Below are 18,012 nucleotides of genomic sequence, written 5' to 3'. Positions count from 1 at the left end.
TTTATTAATTGTAATTCCCTTGTTAAGTGGGGTAAATGTGAAATAATGTTAAATTTAATAATTAAAGAAGGTATTTATATGTCAAAGTAAAAAGTTTATCGTAAATGAAAATATATGGAGGGGTGCTGCATGAGAAAGGGAAAGAAGTTACTTGTATTTTTATTTCCACTTGCTTTATTATGTGCCTGTGAGAATGACATTGAAGATGCTAAAAGTGAAGAGTCTATAGTGATGGATATTGCTACAGCCGCGGTAAAGGAGGAATCTTTTTTAGTGCTGCTATAAGAGATAAAAAAGAAAGAATATTAGATTTAGAGATTGCTGATAGCGAAGATAGTAACGAAATAAAAAATGATATTAATAAAAGATTGGTGATACAAGGTGTAACGTCTTACAAAATCAATATAACTCAAAGAAATAGAGAAGTTGTAAAGGCAGAGAGTAGATGGAATCAAGTTTTTGGACATATATTTGATGACGTATTCAGAAAAAATGGATATGAAGGGTTTGGTATTCAGCAAATAAATTATAAAAAGAATCAACCTGTTACCATTGATATAAAAACTAAGATTAGCGATGATGAAGTAGGGGCGAGAGAACTTGGACAGAAAATAGAAAAAGAAGTTGAAGGGGTACTTAAAACAGAAGCAGTAAAGAAATGGATTGAAAATGATTCATATGCTATTGGGATTTACGATATAGATGATCGGAAAATTAACTAATTGAGGAATGAATGCTATATGAATGAAAAATCGATATAATTAAATATAGAATTACTGAAGGAGGTGTAAGATGTATAAGTATTTACATATTTTAAATGACATAGAAAATATGATTCAAAATGGAGAAATAAGAGAAGGAAAGAAATTACCGTCTATACGGTCACTCGTTACGCAATACGAATGTAATAAGGCAACAGTTATACGTGCTCTTCATGAATTAGAAAAGCGTCACATTATATATTCTGTCCCTCAAAGTGGATACTACGTTGTTAAAAAATCAGAGAGTACTATAGAAAATAACGAGATAATTGATTTTGCCTCCTCAGCACCAGATCCAGATGTTTTTCCGTATTTAGATTTTCAACATTGTATTAATAAGGCTATTGATACGTATAAAAATGATTTGTTTGTATATGGAACGCCGAAAGGCTTACCATCTTTAATACCAGTTATTCAAAAACAACTAGCAAATTATCAAGTCTTTACAAAAGAAGAAAATATTTTTATAACATCAGGTGTTCAGCAGGCACTTGCTATATTAACTTCTATACCATTTCCGAATGGAAATGAAACTGTATTAATTGAACAACCAACATATCATCTATATATTGATTATCTAGAAATAAATAAAGTTCCTGTAATCGGTATTAAACGTACGAATGAAGGTATCGATTTGAATGAATTGGAGCAAATATTTCAAACCGGAAAAATAAAATTCTTCTATACGATACCGAGATATCATCATCCGCTTGGAACGTCTTATTCTAAAGATGAGAAAGAAAAAATCACACTATTGGCTAAGAAATACAATGTATTTATAGTGGAAGATGATTATTTAGCAGATTTAGAAACTGATTCAAAAGCAGATCCATTATATAGCTTGGATAATTGTAGTCATGTCATATATTTGAAAAGTTATTCGAAGATTATTTTTCCAGGTTTACGGGTTGGAGTTGCGGTCATTCCACCATCCATTGCAAATGCGTTCTATACATACAAAAAGATACTAGATATTGATAGTCCGATGATTTCTCAAGCGGCTTTAGAAATTTATATAAAGAGCGGTATGTTTGAACGTCATAAAAGTAAAATTAATTCTTCCTACTATAATAGATCAATAAAACTAGCAGAAACATTAGAAAAAGTGCAAAATGAAGATCCATCATTATTTACATATAATAGACAAAACACATTTGGAATACACACTTGTTTAGAAATGCAGAAAAACACAGTTACAGAAACACTTATACAAAAATTAGGTGACAGGCAAATAAGTGTCGATACTATTGATAAGAATTATATGAGGAATTTTCCTAAAGAAAAACTGTTAAAGTTAAATGTTTCGAATGTAAAAGAAGATAAGATTGAAGAAGGTATTCGTAAAGTAATTGAGGAAATCAAGCAATTAAGACAGTTTAATTTTCAGTTTAGAAAAGAATAATTTGAATTAGGAGGTTCGTTGTGAGGCGCAAAATCATTCTCTTGTTTGTATGTAGCGCTATAGTGGCAGGTGCAATTGTTGTGATTACATATTATAAAAAAGAGGATCAATGCATAGCAGTTGCAAAGTATTCAAGAGGTATTATCGTAGATTAAAATAACGAACCTATAACTAATGTGAAAATTTATGAAGATTCAATTGAAAGTAAGATGCGTAGTATTTCAAATGCACAAGGTGAATTTGAAATACCACATGGAGTTTGTGGTGAAATTGCATTAAAATTAGTTACTCAGAATGGGGAAGTCTATACGAGAAAATATGATAAGAATCATGTGTAAGAAGAAAACTAAAGGTGAATAAAATGAAACCATTACAGAGAAAAGTAGCAGTTGTGGACGGAGCAACTATATATGTAACTGAATAACTATATGTTTTTTAAGAGCGCTCTTAGAAAAGAGTGCTCTTTTTCATTAATGTAAATATTTACTTAGCATCTTTTTAAAATGATTTTTATCATAATTTACATATTGCGTAGCTGTATTTCGTATTGGATCTCCGGCATAAAATCTTTCATACAATTCGTGTCTAGATCCTAATGGACTTCCAATGATATCCCAGGCTAACTTAAATAATTTTGTGCGTTGTTCGGCATCTATATTCGTTCCTTTAAAGTGCTTTTTCAATAAATTAGCTATCGGACTTTGGAAGTCATTCGAGCTCGAAGGAAGTTGAATGAACCCACCTGCTCCAATTAATTGTAAAATTTCTATTGCACGGGGATAATATTTGGAACCAAGATTCCTTGCAGTTTCGATATATTTAAAATTCGGCAAATAAGTTTTCGTTTCATTTGTAGTACCTTCAACTTCTGCAGCAATTAAAAGTGCGCGAATTGTTTCGATTTGCATAATTAATTCCCCAAGCTTCTCTTGAACATGCAAATAAGTAGTAGCACCGATCGCTTCAGCAATTTCACAAGCAATTGCAGTTATAAATTCTAGCTTTACTACTAATCGTACAATTGCTTGGTGATAAGCTAAACTACTAGAAGCTACATCTGACTTTATTGCCCATAACGCTTCAGGGTTGTTATATAGTAAGACTCGTTCCCATGGTACAAATACATTATCAAAGATTAATAGTGCATCCATTTCATCGTACTGTGAGCTAAGAGGGGAATCAACTGTAATTGAATGTGTATTCGCAAATGGTTCTCTACAAACCATATGTAATCCAGGGGAATTGGCTGCCACGATGAGAAAGTGAGCTAAATCTTTTTGAGTATCAGTCAGTTTTGCTAATGGATAGATTAATAAATCATTTGAATAAGGAGAAGCAGTACCAATCATTTTAGCACCACTTAAATAAATTCCATCAGAAGTTTTTTTCGTAACTCTTAGTAATCCTAAGTCGTTTGTATTCAACATTGATTCTGTAGATCGATTTATTTGTGGATCACGTTGAACTACGCTTAAGAATAAGTGATTATCTCTTGCTTCTTCATAATAAGATGTAATTTTATCTGGAAACTGTGCATCGAATTTTTTATAAAAATATTTTGATACGTACCAGCCAGTAAGTCTCGATCTTGCGTAATCAGATAGTCTACTCATTACACCGTCTGTAGCATAACTCCACGTTTCAAAAGCGGTTCTCCTCATTAATAATTCGTTATAGGAATTCGGAACTAAAAAGGCTGTATGGACAAATTCTTTCGTTTTTGGACTAACATATCCAACAGAATTTCTTCGTATTGGATCATCAAACAATGTAAATAAATTAGAAATGGTACTTAATGTTCCTGCAAAATGTTTGTCTGTAGTTACATCTACTTTTTGTCCATAGAGCCAAACGTTACGACCATCTTGTAAGCTCTTTATATAGTAATCTTTCAAATTTTGCATATTTCCTCCTTCTAAAGACTATTCATATATTTGGACATCTTTTAATGGTGGGGAATATACGTGGAAAGTTATTACTGCTGAATCTGTAGCATTATACATTTTATGCACAGTATCTTTTTTTACTGTGAAAATATTTCCCTCTGTAAACTCTTCAATCCACTCGCTATTATTTTCGTACGTTATATTTTGTAACGTACCATTGACTATTAGTATACATCCTACAGATATTCCATGATCGTGCACAAAGGTCTTTGCTTTGCTGGGGAAATTTAATACTAAAATCTCTACAAATTCAGACTGATAGATAACGTTCCTTCCGTATTCAAGATTAACTGGTGAAGTAATAAAAGGAGCTATTTTATGAAGTGAAATATTTAATGATTGAATAGTGTGTATTAAATTGAACGTATCGTAGTTACATAGGTTATTAAATGCCTTTCTTATGTTATGAATCAATTGCATGTACAACTTCCTCCTAAGCATTTGCAGTGAAAGAAAGTAATCTCCTATTATATCGTGTGTAGTCGATTACATAACATTGTATTGAATAAATTCAAAAAGGTGACTGGTTTTAATTGGGTAATATTTGCTCTGGACTACATGGTAATTAATTCCTTTTTTATGGTATGCTTGAACTATAGCCCGCTTTCTATTGGAAAGGTGATGAAATAAATGGCAGTTCTTTTAGTGGATAATCTATATCAAATGTCTATTGTTTTACTGATCTTATGTTCATTTTGTTTTTATAGATATTTAAAGAAAATAAAAAGGGAAAGAAAGCTTACAGGTTTTGAAATTACGATGTATATCGTGACGCAACTTGCGTATTTCATTTGGGCGGCAACGACTTTTCTTAAAATGTTATCAGAATAGTAATCTTAAAGTATTAGACGCTGAACAGAAAGGTACAGGAGCATTAAAGGTATAAACGTGGGCAAGGGTAATTTATCATCTATTAGGTAAATAAATTTAGTCGAAATCTAGATGGATAACAATATTACTTATAACATCTTTATAAAAAGAGAGGATATAAATGGAACAATATAAGTTAATTGTAAAAGGGCCTAAACAACTTGAGTGGGAAACAAATGAAATTAAGGATATACAGGACGATGAAATTATCGTTAAAACAATCGCAGGAGCGATAAGCATTGGGGCCGAGTTACCACAGTATAATGGATCCGATATTACGGAAACGAATCCTTCTTATCCAAGAAAAACTGGATATGAAAGTTATGGTGAAGTAATTCAAATTGGTAATCAAGTAACACATGTAAACGTAGGTGATAAAGTAGTTTCTTTTTATGGACATGAAACGATAGGGATAGTTAAGGTACATAAAGTAATTCGAGTGCCTAGTTCTATAACAACCTAAAGTTGCTTTATTATCCATTCTTTCATGTGATGCTGCTAAAGGAGTATTGAAACTAAACCCGCGACATGATGAAAAAGTACTTATAACTGGAATGGGAGTTATTGGTTTGTTCGCTTGTTATTTCTTAAAATACTATGTAGGCATTGAGCACGTGGATGTTGTTGAGCCTAATAAAAATAGAAGAGATTTTGCAAAGAAGTTTGGTCCGAAAAACATATATGATTCAGAAGAGAAAATAATAGAAACATATAATTATGGTTTCGAATGTTCTGCTACAAATAGTGGGTTCCATACTTTGCAAAAAGCTCTTAAAACTAATGGTAAAATATGTATACTATCTGATGGTAATATAGAAGAACTAACATTAACTGCTAACTTTTATCAGAAAGAATTGCAAATCATTGGATCAAGTGATGGATACGATTATCAAAAGCATGCAGATTGGTTTTTTGAAGAAATAGGAAAAACACCATTTATAGAAGAGATCTTTCAACATGAAATACATTATACTTCACTCATACAATGCTTTGATGAATTGAGTTTAGGGATAATTAAACCATTAAAAGTATATGTTTCATATGAATAACGAAAAAAATGAGCAAATATTTGTCACATACCTTACAAATGTTTCGTCACATTTATGATTACTAAATGAGGAGGAACATATATGAAAATATTTGTAGCAGGTGCAACGGGTGTAATAGGACGTTCTTTATTGCCAATGTTAATAAAAAATGGGCATACAGTTTTTGCGATGATCCGTAATACTTCGCAAGTAGAAGCAATGAAAAAGGTTGGTGCCATACCAGTAATAGCTGATGTATTTAATAGAAAGGCTGTATTTTCTGTATTAGAAGAAACAAATCCCGATGTAGTTATTCATCAATTAACGTCATTATCTTCATGGGATTTTGAGGATAATGCAAAAATTAGAACAAAAGGCACTCGTAACCTTGTCGATGCAGCTAAAAATGTAGGGGTACAGAAAATAATCGCTCAAAGTATTTCATGGGCGTATGAACCAGGGGATACATTTGCGACTGAAAAAGATTCACTACATATTACTGCTTCCATGCCTCGACAAGTCACTGTTAATGGCATATTGAAATTAGAAGAAGCTGTTACTGAGTTACCTGAATCGGTAATACTTCGTTATGGCACATTATACGGACCAGGAACATGGTATGCGGAAAACGGATTAATAGCAAATCAAGTTCGTAATAATGAGATTATTGCATCAGATGGGATAATCTCGTTTATACATGTCGAAGATGCTGCAAGAGCTACTATGCTAGCCCTTAATTGGCCTTCAGGAATCGTAAATATTGTAGATAATTATCCAGCAACTAGTAAAGAATGGTTACCAATATATGCAGCAGCGATAGGGGCACCTAAGCCTAAAGTTCAAGATGGGAAAGATAGTTGGGAAAGAGGAGCTTCTAATAATAAGGCGCGTAAAGAGTATGGTTGGATACCTTTATTTCCATCATGGTCTGAAGGGTTTAACAACTTAATAGGTAAGTAAAACACAACTTTAATGGGAATGATAGTAAAATACACCATTAAAGGATTGGGTTATTATGAATATAATTTTGGAAAGTATTATATTAACTTTTACTGGAATAATTGTTTTGAAAATGACAGGTAGTGCATCTGTCAGCCAAATGACAAGAGCTGAAATCATTATAGTTGTATCAATCGGCCGTATTATTGTGGAACCTGTATTAAGTAGAAAAGTAGTCCCATCTATATTTGCGGCTATCATATTTGCAAGCATACTACTTATCATTCATTTCTTTGAATTGAAATCAAGGAAGGTGGAACAATTTCTAAATGGAAGTAGCATTATAATTGTTGAAAACGGAGAGATTGTAAAAGAGAATTTGATGCAGGCAAAAATGTCGGAGCAACAACTATATATGCAATTAAGAGAAAAAGGAATCCATGATGTAAAGAGTTTACAGCAAGTTACAGCGGAACCGAATGGTCGTATTGGTTATCAATTAATAAAAGAAGCACAACCAATAACTTTAGAAATGTTAGAAAAAGTATTAGATCGGTACAATATAAAAAGATAATTTCTCGTGAGAAAAAGCCAATACTATAACGGAAGTATTGGCTTTTTTATTTTTCTACAAATGTAAGGATTAATAAAATAGGGTGGATTTTAAACCAATCATTATAATAGATATAGGCTTATAATTGTGCTATATTCAATGGACTTATAGTGAATGTGGTAAAAAATTAATTTGGCATAGGTAGACGCAGCGTTAAAATTTATAAGTTTTTAATGTGATACTAAAAATGGATTGAAAATAAGGAGATAGATACATAATGGAATTTTGGGAATCAAGTTTTATCGAAAAACAAACGATGTGGGGATTTGAATCTACAGAATCTGCAATTTTGACAAAAGATTTTTTTCTTGAAAAGAACGTTAAAGACATATTAATTCCGGGTATTGGATATGGAAGAAATGCAAAGGTTTTTATCGATAATGGTATAAATGTAACAGGTATTGAAATTTCAAAAACAGCCATTGATTTAGCAAAGCAAAATGGACTAGAAGATATTAGTATCTATCACGGTTCGGTAAATGAGATGCCTTTTAATAACGAACTGTATGATGGGATATTTAGTCATGCACTTCTTCATTTGTTGAATGAACAGGAAAGAGAGAAATTTATTGAAGATTGTTATAATCAGTTAAAACCAGGCGGATATATGGTTTTTACAACTGTTTCTCAAAAAGCCCCAATGTACGGAAAAGGAAAACAGCTGGAGCAAGACTATTATGAAATAATGGAAGGCGTAAAAATGTTCTTCTATGATTCTGAATCTATAAAACGAGATTTTAATCAATATGGATTAGTACAAGTTTCGGAAATTGATGAACCAAATAAGAACGTGGTAAATAAACCTTCAATCAATTTTTTTACGATAAAATGTAAGAGAGAACTATAATTAAAAGTTATTAAGAATGATTAAAGATGTTTATATATTGATTATGCACAAATAAAAAGGACAAGCATATAATAGAAGTACCTATTAACTTTAAGTAACCTTAACTTTCTTTAATAGGATATCTCAAAATCCCCAAAAAGAGCACTTGCGGAAACAAGTGCTCTTTTATTTTTTGTTTCATAAATATTTATAGTTGCAAATTTCGTGCAATAAAAATAAATCTGAGAGAAATAATCATATCTTTATTATACGATTATTTTTGAACTACAAACGTTATAGCATTTGTTTTTAATTGAATGTGTCTTTCATTACGAACTATATTATAAGCTAATTCTTTTATTTCAACTTTTACTTCTTTCCATCCTTTATAAATGCTTTTTAATAGACGTATTATTTCTTCGGTTGGGAGATTAATTTCAATTAAAGCTTCTAATTCTTCATTCGTTTTTAAATCAATTTCTTGTATGTTAGAGTTAATAATCAAACAATTAATACCGCCGTTTTTTGTCCCTTTTTTCATAGAATGAAGCACGTTTTTAAAATCTTCTTCTGATTTGACATGTTCTAAACTTGATACTGCAACGATATAATCATAAGCGTTAGAGTCAATATGATAGTTTTCAATTGCTGCTTCTTCTGTTTTTATAACCTCGAATACATCATGTTCTTTGCTATAAATTTGTAGTTTTGTTAAAGCGGAATTAAGTAAATCAACACATGTAACAGTGCCGCTAGTATTTTTTATTTTTTTTGCAATTGGAATGCTATTTCTCCCAACGCCAGAGCCAAGATCAAGTACTTGCAAATTGTTTTGTCCTTCAAAGTGATCCATCAAGTCCATAACTGTTTTAACCGGTTTGTACAGCCAAGAGCCAATTTCAAATAGTTTATATTGTTCATAGCAAAGGTCGTGATATTTCTTTTCTTCTTGTCTTATGTAATCGATACGGTTCACATTGTTTCAGCTCCAATATTTTTATTACAAAATGAATAGGTGGGACAGCCTTTAACATTTGTTTGAATTCGAAAAATACCACCAGCATGTGGATACTCTTTTAATTCGTCATCCGTCATTCTTGTTCTGGCTGTTGTAACATATAAATCAGTTAAGTTAGGCCCACCAAATGTACATGATGTTACATATAACGCAGGAATTGGAATACTTAATATTTGTTCTCCAGTAGAGGGATTCCATCTAGTTATTTTTGAACCTCCCCAATGTGCAATCCATAAACAACCTTCTTCGTCAATTGTCATACCATCAGGTAGACCATCATTTTCAGAGAAAATGATTACATCACTTGGATTATGAATTTCTCCAGTACGTATATTATATTGATAGCGAACCACTTTTTTAGTAGGTGTATCTATAAAGTAAAGGTATGTATGATCAGGTGACCAAGCGATTCCGTTTGAAGTATTTACATGTGAAACTTTTTTCTCTACACTCAAATTATGATGTAAACAATATAAGGAACCTGCAGCATTCATACCGTATGTATCTGTAGAACCTGCCCAGAAACGACCAGCTGGATCACATTTTCCATCATTGAAACGATTTTCTATTAAATGTGGTTCAGGGTCAAAAATATGTGTCAGTTTTTCGGTATTTACATTAATAGAATAAAAGCCTTTTTCCATAGCTAAGAGTAGTACATCCTCTAAATATGGAACAACACAGCCAATTTGTTGATTGAGAGCAATTACTCGGTTCGTATTAGCGGTAGGATTGTATATGCATAATTTTCTCTCCATAATATCAACCCAATATAAAAGTTGCTTTTTTCCATTCCAACATGGTCCTTCAGCTAAACTTGCTTTAGCATCTAAAACTAATTCTATATTACTGAACAAGATGTTCACCTCGCGTTATAAGATATTAATATAATTCGATAAGAATAGAGGTAAACCTTTTAGTCAAAGGATATTAAAATTTATACTGTAGAAAAATGACCTTCTCACAAGTGATTAAAAAAGTGTATAAACAAGGAGAGGAAAATGCATATGATGTTTTATGAGATTGTTTGCTTTTCTTGTAAGAATATATTTCGTGTTTACGAAGGCAGTGAAAAATATAAGCGATTTAAAGAGAAACCAAACGGGGTATATTGTTGTGATGAGTGTAGTCATAAAATTCAATTAGAAGCGATAAAGAATTTTTTTAGGTAATTAAACTAAAATTCCGGAAATCATAATTTAATTTTTATTTTAGAAGATTTTTTAAGAATAATGTCTAAATATAGAATGTAAATAAAGATGAAGTATACACAAAACAATTCGTTTAATCGATAAGTATATATTATGAAAATTGAGTTAGAAATAAAAACGGCAAGCTAGAATTCGCTTGCCGTTTTTTTTATAGTTTTGTATGTATTTGTATACCTTTTGCTTTTTCTTTTTCGTTCTTTACGCGTACAATTAAATTATAAGATCCAGATTTTGGTGCTTCAAAAGAAAGTAAACCTTCTTTTTGAGAAGTGACTTCTTCTTCGTAAATGACCTTATCGTCTTTAGTGATTTGTAATAAAATTGTACCCTCTTCAACGGTTGCATCAAAAGGAAATTGTACATTTCCTTGTTCAGTTTTGATCGTTTGTACATCGTAATACCCTTTCAGGGAGCCAATGTTTAAAGTTGTTTCGCCGTTTTTTTGAACCTTGGTGACTTTTACTGCTGTATTACCACATGCGCTTAATAATACAACAAGAGTTAGAATGAGAAATAAACGTAGTAATTTCATAGTGATCCCCTTTTTATCATTATAAAATTTTTCCAATGCGTAAATTAGTTTATCATTTTTTTATAAACAAATATATACATTAAAACTAAAAGTTGTTATTTAGTGATAATCTCTTATATACCATTTGGTTTCTATTAGTCTAAGAAACTTCAGTACATGTTGAATATTCGATTAATAAAATGTTATAGGAGTTAAATATTTTATCTTACTATTAGATTACTTGAATAAAAAGAAAACACCGAAAGTATATATAAAAGCAGGTACTTTCGGTGTTTTCTTTTTTACTATCGTGAATACATTTTTGGACATTCATCACCACTTGGCTCATAAAAACAATGGCTTTTAAACTGTCCTACAAATGGCTGATTATACCATTCAGGTGGACAAGCTCCGACTGGACGGAAATACCAAAGAGCCCATCGTGCAGGCCAGCGCCATTCACCTTGTAAAACTTTTCGTGCGATTTCTTTTTCTGATTCACGAGCGCGTTGGTAAAAATATCCATATTGTACTGCTTCAAATCCGCCGGGGCTTTGATATACAGCGTCGCGTACGGTACGGAGTTGTTTAAAATCTAAGCAATCACAAAATACACGGTTTACTACAACGCATCCAACTAACTCCTCACCTTGGCGACCTTCGCCTTCAGCTTCAGCACGAATTAAACGAGCTAGTAAATCAACATCACTTTCGTTGTATGGAATAAGGGGCATAGTGATACCACCTTTCTGTTATAGTAAAGAGTGTATGTTATAAAACAATCTGCGTGCTTTTTTACATAAAAATAACATTTAATTTTAAGAGGAGCTTGTATAAAAAGAGCTAATTAGTAATAGTAGATAAATATAAAAGGGAGAGGTATTATGTATCGAATTCATAAAGACCATATCATTTACTCAATGTCACCAGAAAATAAGCCTTGTATGGAAGTGGAAATTGGGAGCAGTCTTGTATTTGAAACATATGATTGCTTTGAAAATCAAATCGATTCTGAAGATGTTGTGTTTCAAGAATTAGATTGGAACCGAATTAATCCAGCCACTGGACCTGTATATGTTAAAGGAGCAGAACCTGGCGATATATTAGCCGTAACGATTGAAAAGATTAAAATTGCAGAGCAGGGCGTTTTGACTACAGGTGCAAACCTTGGTGTAATAGGTGATGAGTTAAATGAAAATACAGTGAAAATTGTCCCAATACATAATGAACATGTTTTGTTTTCAAGTGAACTACAAATCCCGATTAATCCAATGATTGGGGTAATTGGTACTGCACCGAAAGAAGAGAGCATTTCATGTGGCACACCGCATGATCACGGCGGGAATATGGACTGTAAAGAGATTAAAGAAGGAACAACATTACTACTACCAGTTAATGTCCCAGGAGCACTATTAGCGTTAGGTGATTTACACGCAGCGATGGGTGATGGTGAAATTGGTGTTAGTGGTGTAGAGGTTGCTGGTGAGGTAACGGTGACAGTTCAAATTATAAAAGAAAAGAAATGGCCGTTACCAATGGCTATTCAAAAAGGAAAAATGATGACGATTGCTTCAGAGAAATTGTTAGATGATGCAGCAAGTCGTGCTGTACATAATATGGTAACATTTTTACATGAAGAATTAGCAGTGTCTAAAGCTGATGCAACTCTTTTATTATCGGCAGCAGGTAATTTAAAAGTTTGCCAAGTTGTGGATCCGTTGAAAACGGCGCGTATGGAATTAGGGATGGATTATGTGGAGAAACTAGGATTTACTTTTAGTAAATTTCATATTAAATAGATAAGGGACGAAAAAGGATACTTTTGTATAAAAGCATCCTTTTTTTAATTTACGGATTTTGTGAAAAGAGGTAGTATTTATTTTATATAAGTATATTTGAGATTGTGGATTAAAAAGGAGTTCAATAATGGTCAAAATTATGATTGTAGAAGACGATATGAAAATTGCAGAACTATTATCAACATATGTTGCGAAATATGGTTATCAAGGAGTTATTGTATCGGACTTTCAAAATGTATTAGACATTTTTTTAGATGAACAACCAGAGTTAGTTTTATTAGATATTAATTTACCGAGTTTTGATGGTTACTTTTGGTGTCGTCAAATTCGTGGTGTTTCTACATGTCCGATACTATTCATTTCGGCTCGTGAAGGTACGATGGATCAAGTTATGGCGTTAGAAAACGGTGGCGATGATTTTATTCCGAAGCCTTTTCATTATGAAGTTGTAGTGGCGAAAATTCGTAGTCATTTAAGACGTGCATATGGAGATTATGCACCGAAACTAGAAGAGCGAATGATTGAGCAACAAGGCCTTTGTTTATATCCTGAAAGACTTGTATTGAAACTTAGAAACGAAGAGATTGATATAACGAGAAATGAAGCTATTTTATTAGAGACATTAATGAAAAATTATCCGCGTGTTGTGAGTAGGGAAGTGTTGTTAAATAAATTATGGGATAGCGAATCTTATGTTGATGATAATACATTAAGTGTAAATACAACACGTGTGCGTAAAAAGTTACAAACGTTACATATAGAAGGTGCGATTGAAACGATTCGTAGTGTTGGATATAGATTGCATATTACTTGGGATACTGGTATAGAAAAATGATAAGGTTGTTTATACGTGATCATATACCACTTATTTGCTTTACTATAATTCAACTACTAGCTATATTTCTCGTATATTGGTTTGATGGGCATAATCATATTACAACGGCGTTATATGCAATGTTTCTAGGTGTTTTCTTTATGGGAAGTTATTTAGTGTTTCGTTATTTTACACATCGTTCTTTTTATGAGCGCTTAGCAAACCCGATGCAATCTTTGGATGAATCTGTTCAAAAATCTGATTTTGCAGCTGTATCGGCTGCTCTTCAAGAACTACTTGAGGTGCAATATCGACATTATCAAAATCAGCTGCAAATGCAAGAGAGAAAAAATAATGACCATTTAACCTTTATGAATCAGTGGATTCATCAAATGAAAACACCTTTATCTGTAATAGAATTAATTACACAGGATGAAGTAGATTCACGTTTTGAAAGTATAAATGAGGAAACTGATCGATTAAAAAAGGGATTAGAAATGGCTCTGTATGTCGCACGTTTAGAAGCATTTACACAAGATTTTTATGTAGAAAGAGTACAACTATATAAAATAGTGAATGATTCGGTACATGAGCATAAACGGTTCTTTATCCGGAATTTTGTATATCCAGAGCTTGAAATTGATAAGGACATTACAGTAGAAAGTGATGCGAAATGGTTACAATTTTTAATTGGACAAATACTATCGAATGCGATTAAATATTCATCTGGTAGTAGAGAGAAGATTAAAGTGAAAGCTTGTAAGGAAGGTAATAATGTTATACTTGAAATTGCTGATAATGGTGTAGGAATACCGAAGCAAGATTTACCAAGAGTGTTTAAACCTTTCTTTACAGGAGAAAATGGTAGAGATTTTAAAGAATCAACTGGAATGGGGCTATATCTCGTACATGAAATTACGAAGCAATTAGGACATAGTGTAGAAATCCATTCAGAAGTTGGTAAAGGTACCGTTGTACGTATTAAATTTTAAATGTGTAAAAATGACTCAGGCTAAAGAACTTTTGAAATAAGTTTTTTAGCCTTACTTTATATGGATTAAATAAAATGATATAAAAGACTGGTATGATCCTAATAAAAGGTCGTGTAAGTATGTGTAATGACACAATAATAAATAAGGCTGTTAAATGAGAGGTTTTTAATAATTTATTAATATTTAAATAGTTTTTTGTAAGAAAAAAGCTCGCCCTTTGAAAGAGCTAGCTTCATGAATTTTAATTAAGTAAACAAACTTAATAATTTATATCCAATTAATCCTAAAATAGTGATAGGAACCATCATTAAGAAAGAAGAAATTCGATTAGCATTAGAGCGTTCTAATACAAGAATCAAGATAATCCCGACTATGACTTCGGTATATCCAACAGGTAACATGTGACTATAGTCTTCAAAATTTAAAAGAATGTGAAGTCCATCCGTTACAAAAACGCCACTAATAAGCGCGCTTCCGAATTTATGAAGTGGATCCGTAGTATCTTTCCATAGAAAACCTGCAACTCCAAAGATAGTTCCTCCTATACATGCACATACAATCCATACGGATATAAAATAAATAGAGTGAGCTACATTTTTAATAACTATTGCATAACCATAGTAGCCTAATACCATACCGAGTAGTGCAAGGATACCAGAAAGTATAGCTGTACGCTTAGAATAACTAAAGCTAGCCACAAAAAAGGATGGAACTAACCAAACGCTTCCTAGATTAGCTAATGAATTCCAATGTCCAGGAAGTATACCTTGCCCCAATTTAGTTAGTATACCAACAATTATCCCTACTATAATCGGGACGAGAAAAATCCTTAAAAACATATTTAACTTTGTGATTTTTAATGTCCTGTCCATAAATTCAATCCTTACATTAATATTTTCTGTAAAGATATAATAGCTTATTACAAGGGAGTAATCAATAAAAATTTATCGAAAAACAATAAGTTGTTATTGGATAATGAATAACATTTTGTTTTTATACAAAATTTATCCCGCTTTAATGGGCAGTAAGACCCCCACCTCAAAATTCAGCGAAAGCAAAGAAGTTAGGTGGGGGTCGGGCTGCCCATTAAAGTCCGATTGATTCAACTAATAATCAGTGGGGATGAAGAAAACCCCCACTGATTAAAGTTTCACTTTATATAATAGAGAGTGCTTAGAAGTTTACTACTGGGGAAATCTAAAGGACGTATTACAATCAATGTAACTTGTGCTTATTCAACATGAAGTTAAGGAATGATAAATAAACCTAAAAGAAAGCAATCTTTTTAACAGCACATATAATTGCATTTACTCATACAGTACTAGTATGGTACAATATGGTTATTAACGACGGAAAGGAATGATGGGTGGACGATGATTAACTAATCTTATTTTTAAATGTTGAAATTCAATAAATTTCAATTTCTAAAAAATAGGATTAGTCTGCCCAATTTCCATACAACGGTATTGCTATTTATATTGCGCAATAGCTTATTTGGGTATAAATAATGTAATGACTAATCCTGCCAAATTTATTTGGGAGGATTTTTTATTCTCCCTTAATGAAAGGGATCGGTATTTATGAAAGAACTATTAAAATTAAATGATGTTTATGTTGAAATAAAAGAAAATATGTTGTTAGAGAAAATGAATGTGACAGTAAAACAAGGGGATGTTATCGGATTAATCGGTAAAAATGGTGCTGGTAAATCAACGTTACTTCAATTAATAAATGGGAAGATTGAACCTTCAAAAGGTACTGTTGAATGGATGCAAATGAATATGACAACAGCATATGTTGAGCAAGAAATAGAATCTTTTATTAGTAATGATGTAATTGCAAAAGAAGCAGAACTTCTTGCGAAATGGGGTGTGCCAACGAACGATTTTCATACTTTAAGTGGTGGTGAAAAGCTGAAAATTCGATTAGCAAAAGGATTTGCTGAAAATCCTAATGTCTTAATATTAGACGAACCGACAAATCATTTAGATGAGATCAGTACGGGATTTCTCATTAAACAAATAAAAAACATGAAAGGTACAGTTATCGTTGTATCGCATGATCGATATCTTTTAGATGTTGTCGCAACAAAAATATGGTCAATTGAGGACAAAAAATTAATTGAGCATAGTGGTAATTATACGAGCTACATGAAAGCACGTGAGCAAAAAAGAAAGTCGCAGCAGCGTGAATATGAAAAGCAGCAAAAAAAGATAGAACAAGTAGAAACACATATAAAAGAATTGAGTTCATGGTCACAAAAGGCACACGCGCAGTCTACAAAACAAGAAGGTGTGAAAGAATTCTATCGTGTAAAAGCGAAGCGAATGGATGCACAAGTGAAGTCAAAACGAAAACGACTTGAAAAAGAGCTGGAGAAAGCGAAAGTAGAACGTGTGAAAGAAGAGTATTCAGTTGAGTTTTCTATTCAAGCGAACAAAAAAGTAGGAAAACGTTTTTTAGAAGTGAAGCAATTAAAAAAAGACTTTCATGGGAAAGTATTATTTGAAAACGTTAATTTTACAATTCAGCACGGTGAGAAAGTTGCGATTGTTGGACCAAACGGTAGTGGGAAAACAACATTACTGAAGATGATTATGGGAACGGAAACTGCTGAAGGAGAAATATGGATTTCACCATCTGCGAACATCGGCTATTTAACACAAGAAGTTTTTGATTTACCGCTTGATAAAACACCAGAAAATTTATTTTTTAAAGAGACGTTTGAAGAAAGAGGAAAAGTCCAAAATTTAATGAAACATTTAGGGTTCCAAGCTTCTCAATGGAAAGAGCCGATTGAGCATATGAGTATGGGAGAAAGAGTAAAATGTAAGCTAATGGCTTATATTTTAGATGAAAAAGATGTACTCATTTTAGACGAACCGACGAATCACTTGGATCTACCTTCACGTGAACAACTTGAAAATACATTAGCTGAGTATAACGGAACATTAGTAATTGTATCTCACGATCGATATTTTTTGGAGAAAACAACTAACACAAAACTCGTGTTTTCAAACAATACGATACAAAAGCAGCTAGAAGAACCTACGAAAACAAGAGATGATATTGAAGAGCTACGTTTAACGTTAGAAACAGAGAGACAAGAAGTATTAGGGAAATTAAGCTTTTTAACTTCTAACGACAAAGAATATAAAGCACTGGATGAACGGTTTATGGAACTTACGAAGCAGATTAAGGCACTATAATGTATTTGTAAGCGTGATTAAGGGGGATGGTTACATTCCCATCAAGCTAATCAAGTAAATTACTAGATACGAA

The 18,012-nt window shown here is 32.3% G+C and carries 17 protein-coding genes and 3 pseudogenes; 13 read left to right on the top strand and 7 right to left on the bottom strand.

Going from position 1 to position 18,012, the window contains the following annotated elements:
* The first annotated feature begins 129 nt into the window (after nucleotides 1-129).
* The 3 genes and pseudogenes from ACZDYH_RS23580 (at nucleotide 130) to ACZDYH_RS23570 (ending at nucleotide 2,501) form a co-directional block, all read left to right on the top strand.
* Nucleotides 130-722 (top strand): annotated as a pseudogene (locus tag ACZDYH_RS23580) (DUF4030 domain-containing protein).
* Between the two features lie 70 nt (nucleotides 723-792).
* Entirely contained in the window at nucleotides 793-2,163 is a 1,371-nt protein-coding gene (locus ACZDYH_RS23575; protein WP_071740587.1) for an aminotransferase-like domain-containing protein, read from the top strand.
* 20 nt (nucleotides 2,164-2,183) lie between these two features.
* Nucleotides 2,184-2,501: pseudogene (locus tag ACZDYH_RS23570) on the top strand (hypothetical protein).
* A 132-nt stretch (nucleotides 2,502-2,633) separates the two neighbouring features.
* Here ACZDYH_RS23570 and ACZDYH_RS23565 read toward each other — a convergent pair.
* Entirely contained in the window at nucleotides 2,634-4,067 is a 1,434-nt protein-coding gene (locus ACZDYH_RS23565) for a 4-hydroxyphenylacetate 3-hydroxylase family protein (RefSeq protein WP_086403826.1), read from the bottom strand.
* A gap of 18 nt (nucleotides 4,068-4,085) precedes the next feature.
* Nucleotides 4,086-4,529 carry a cysteine dioxygenase gene (locus ACZDYH_RS23560; RefSeq protein WP_474887289.1) on the bottom strand — a complete coding sequence of 148 codons (444 nt, stop codon included), beginning with the start codon at nucleotides 4,527-4,529 and terminating at the stop codon, nucleotides 4,086-4,088.
* 210 nt (nucleotides 4,530-4,739) lie between these two features.
* Between ACZDYH_RS23560 and ACZDYH_RS23555 the strand changes: the two genes are divergently transcribed.
* The 5 genes and pseudogenes from ACZDYH_RS23555 (at nucleotide 4,740) to ACZDYH_RS23535 (ending at nucleotide 8,406) form a co-directional block, all read left to right on the top strand.
* The gene (locus tag ACZDYH_RS23555; RefSeq protein ID WP_000279689.1) at nucleotides 4,740-4,940 is read left to right on the top strand and encodes a hypothetical protein; all 201 of its coding nucleotides are present in this window, start codon (nucleotides 4,740-4,742) and stop codon (nucleotides 4,938-4,940) included.
* Nucleotides 4,941-5,100: 160 nt separating this feature from the next.
* Nucleotides 5,101-6,028, top strand: a pseudogene (locus ACZDYH_RS23550) (zinc-binding dehydrogenase).
* Between the two features lie 81 nt (nucleotides 6,029-6,109).
* Nucleotides 6,110-6,967, top strand: a complete 858-nt coding sequence (locus ACZDYH_RS23545) for an NAD-dependent epimerase/dehydratase family protein (protein ID WP_006929510.1) — start codon at nucleotides 6,110-6,112, stop codon at nucleotides 6,965-6,967.
* Between the two features lie 55 nt (nucleotides 6,968-7,022).
* The gene (locus tag ACZDYH_RS23540; protein ID WP_001021411.1) at nucleotides 7,023-7,520 is read left to right on the top strand and encodes a DUF421 domain-containing protein; all 498 of its coding nucleotides are present in this window, start codon (nucleotides 7,023-7,025) and stop codon (nucleotides 7,518-7,520) included.
* A gap of 256 nt (nucleotides 7,521-7,776) precedes the next feature.
* The gene (locus ACZDYH_RS23535; RefSeq protein WP_086388502.1) at nucleotides 7,777-8,406 is read left to right on the top strand and encodes a class I SAM-dependent methyltransferase; all 630 of its coding nucleotides are present in this window, start codon (nucleotides 7,777-7,779) and stop codon (nucleotides 8,404-8,406) included.
* 253 nt (nucleotides 8,407-8,659) lie between these two features.
* Here ACZDYH_RS23535 and ACZDYH_RS23530 read toward each other — a convergent pair whose 3' ends face one another.
* Both ACZDYH_RS23530 and ACZDYH_RS23525 read right to left on the bottom strand, forming a co-directional pair.
* Nucleotides 8,660-9,361: a class I SAM-dependent methyltransferase gene (locus ACZDYH_RS23530; RefSeq protein ID WP_088363929.1), complete on the bottom strand. Its 702-nt coding sequence runs from the start codon at nucleotides 9,359-9,361 to the stop codon at nucleotides 8,660-8,662.
* Nucleotides 9,358-10,260: an SMP-30/gluconolactonase/LRE family protein gene (locus ACZDYH_RS23525; RefSeq protein ID WP_088363930.1), complete on the bottom strand. Its 903-nt coding sequence runs from the start codon at nucleotides 10,258-10,260 to the stop codon at nucleotides 9,358-9,360. The genes ACZDYH_RS23530 and ACZDYH_RS23525 overlap by 4 nt, the downstream gene beginning before the upstream one ends.
* A 144-nt stretch (nucleotides 10,261-10,404) precedes the next feature.
* On the opposite strand from ACZDYH_RS23525, the gene ACZDYH_RS23520 reads away from it, so the two are divergent.
* The gene (locus ACZDYH_RS23520) at nucleotides 10,405-10,575 is read left to right on the top strand and encodes a DUF2197 domain-containing protein (RefSeq protein WP_000551048.1); all 171 of its coding nucleotides are present in this window, start codon (nucleotides 10,405-10,407) and stop codon (nucleotides 10,573-10,575) included.
* Between the two features lie 187 nt (nucleotides 10,576-10,762).
* Here ACZDYH_RS23520 and ACZDYH_RS23515 read toward each other — a convergent pair whose 3' ends face one another.
* A complete protein-coding gene (locus ACZDYH_RS23515) occupies nucleotides 10,763-11,146 on the bottom strand; it encodes a BA_1872 family lipoprotein (RefSeq protein ID WP_000771814.1) in 384 nt (127 codons plus the stop codon).
* A gap of 284 nt (nucleotides 11,147-11,430) precedes the next feature.
* Entirely contained in the window at nucleotides 11,431-11,859 is a 429-nt protein-coding gene (locus tag ACZDYH_RS23510) for a cell wall hydrolase (protein ID WP_001128398.1), read from the bottom strand.
* A 150-nt stretch (nucleotides 11,860-12,009) separates the two neighbouring features.
* On the opposite strand from ACZDYH_RS23510, the gene ACZDYH_RS23505 reads away from it, so the two are divergent.
* The 3 genes from ACZDYH_RS23505 to ACZDYH_RS23495 all read left to right on the top strand — a co-directional run bounded on the left by ACZDYH_RS23505 (nucleotide 12,010) and on the right by ACZDYH_RS23495 (nucleotide 14,730).
* Nucleotides 12,010-12,924, top strand: a complete 915-nt coding sequence (locus tag ACZDYH_RS23505; RefSeq protein WP_000285661.1) for an acetamidase/formamidase family protein — start codon at nucleotides 12,010-12,012, stop codon at nucleotides 12,922-12,924.
* Nucleotides 12,925-13,051: 127 nt separating this feature from the next.
* The gene (locus tag ACZDYH_RS23500; protein ID WP_000239007.1) at nucleotides 13,052-13,759 is read left to right on the top strand and encodes a response regulator transcription factor; all 708 of its coding nucleotides are present in this window, start codon (nucleotides 13,052-13,054) and stop codon (nucleotides 13,757-13,759) included.
* Nucleotides 13,756-14,730 (top strand): sensor histidine kinase, encoded by a 975-nt coding sequence (locus ACZDYH_RS23495; protein ID WP_002164532.1) that lies wholly within the window; start codon nucleotides 13,756-13,758, stop codon nucleotides 14,728-14,730. Before ACZDYH_RS23500 ends, ACZDYH_RS23495 begins: the two co-directional genes overlap by 4 nt.
* A 245-nt stretch (nucleotides 14,731-14,975) precedes the next feature.
* Here ACZDYH_RS23495 and ACZDYH_RS23490 read toward each other — a convergent pair whose 3' ends face one another.
* A complete protein-coding gene (locus tag ACZDYH_RS23490; protein WP_000376271.1) occupies nucleotides 14,976-15,602 on the bottom strand; it encodes a DUF6518 family protein in 627 nt (208 codons plus the stop codon).
* A 708-nt stretch (nucleotides 15,603-16,310) separates the two neighbouring features.
* On the opposite strand from ACZDYH_RS23490, the gene abc-f reads away from it, so the two are divergent.
* On the top strand, nucleotides 16,311-17,939 hold the full coding sequence (gene abc-f, locus ACZDYH_RS23485) for a ribosomal protection-like ABC-F family protein (protein ID WP_139849666.1): 1,629 nt from the start codon (nucleotides 16,311-16,313) through the stop codon (nucleotides 17,937-17,939).
* Nucleotides 17,940-18,012: the final 73 nt, after the last annotated feature.

The sequence above is a fragment of the Bacillus sp. EB V-12 genome (assembly GCF_056158125.1).
Note: the sequence above shows the minus strand (reverse complement) of the source record. Positions and strands in the feature narration are given on the sequence as shown.

Coding starts and splice junctions, on each gene's coding strand:
- ACZDYH_RS23505 (WP_000285661.1), top strand. CDS start 12,010: ATGTATCGAATTCATAAAGACCATATCATTTACTCAATGTCACCAGAA.
- ACZDYH_RS23555 (WP_000279689.1), top strand. CDS start 4,740: ATGGCAGTTCTTTTAGTGGATAATCTATATCAAATGTCTATTGTTTTA.
- ACZDYH_RS23565 (WP_086403826.1), bottom strand. CDS start 4,067: ATGCAAAATTTGAAAGATTACTATATAAAGAGCTTACAAGATGGTCGT.
- ACZDYH_RS23520 (WP_000551048.1), top strand. CDS start 10,405: ATGCATATGATGTTTTATGAGATTGTTTGCTTTTCTTGTAAGAATATA.
- ACZDYH_RS23510 (WP_001128398.1), bottom strand. CDS start 11,859: ATGCCCCTTATTCCATACAACGAAAGTGATGTTGATTTACTAGCTCGT.
- ACZDYH_RS23495 (WP_002164532.1), top strand. CDS start 13,756: ATGATAAGGTTGTTTATACGTGATCATATACCACTTATTTGCTTTACT.
- abc-f (WP_139849666.1), top strand. CDS start 16,311: ATGAAAGAACTATTAAAATTAAATGATGTTTATGTTGAAATAAAAGAA.
- ACZDYH_RS23490 (WP_000376271.1), bottom strand. CDS start 15,602: ATGGACAGGACATTAAAAATCACAAAGTTAAATATGTTTTTAAGGATT.
- ACZDYH_RS23545 (WP_006929510.1), top strand. CDS start 6,110: ATGAAAATATTTGTAGCAGGTGCAACGGGTGTAATAGGACGTTCTTTA.
- ACZDYH_RS23575 (WP_071740587.1), top strand. CDS start 793: ATGTATAAGTATTTACATATTTTAAATGACATAGAAAATATGATTCAA.
- ACZDYH_RS23560 (WP_474887289.1), bottom strand. CDS start 4,529: ATGCAATTGATTCATAACATAAGAAAGGCATTTAATAACCTATGTAAC.
- ACZDYH_RS23500 (WP_000239007.1), top strand. CDS start 13,052: ATGGTCAAAATTATGATTGTAGAAGACGATATGAAAATTGCAGAACTA.
- ACZDYH_RS23515 (WP_000771814.1), bottom strand. CDS start 11,146: ATGAAATTACTACGTTTATTTCTCATTCTAACTCTTGTTGTATTATTA.
- ACZDYH_RS23540 (WP_001021411.1), top strand. CDS start 7,023: ATGAATATAATTTTGGAAAGTATTATATTAACTTTTACTGGAATAATT.
- ACZDYH_RS23535 (WP_086388502.1), top strand. CDS start 7,777: ATGGAATTTTGGGAATCAAGTTTTATCGAAAAACAAACGATGTGGGGA.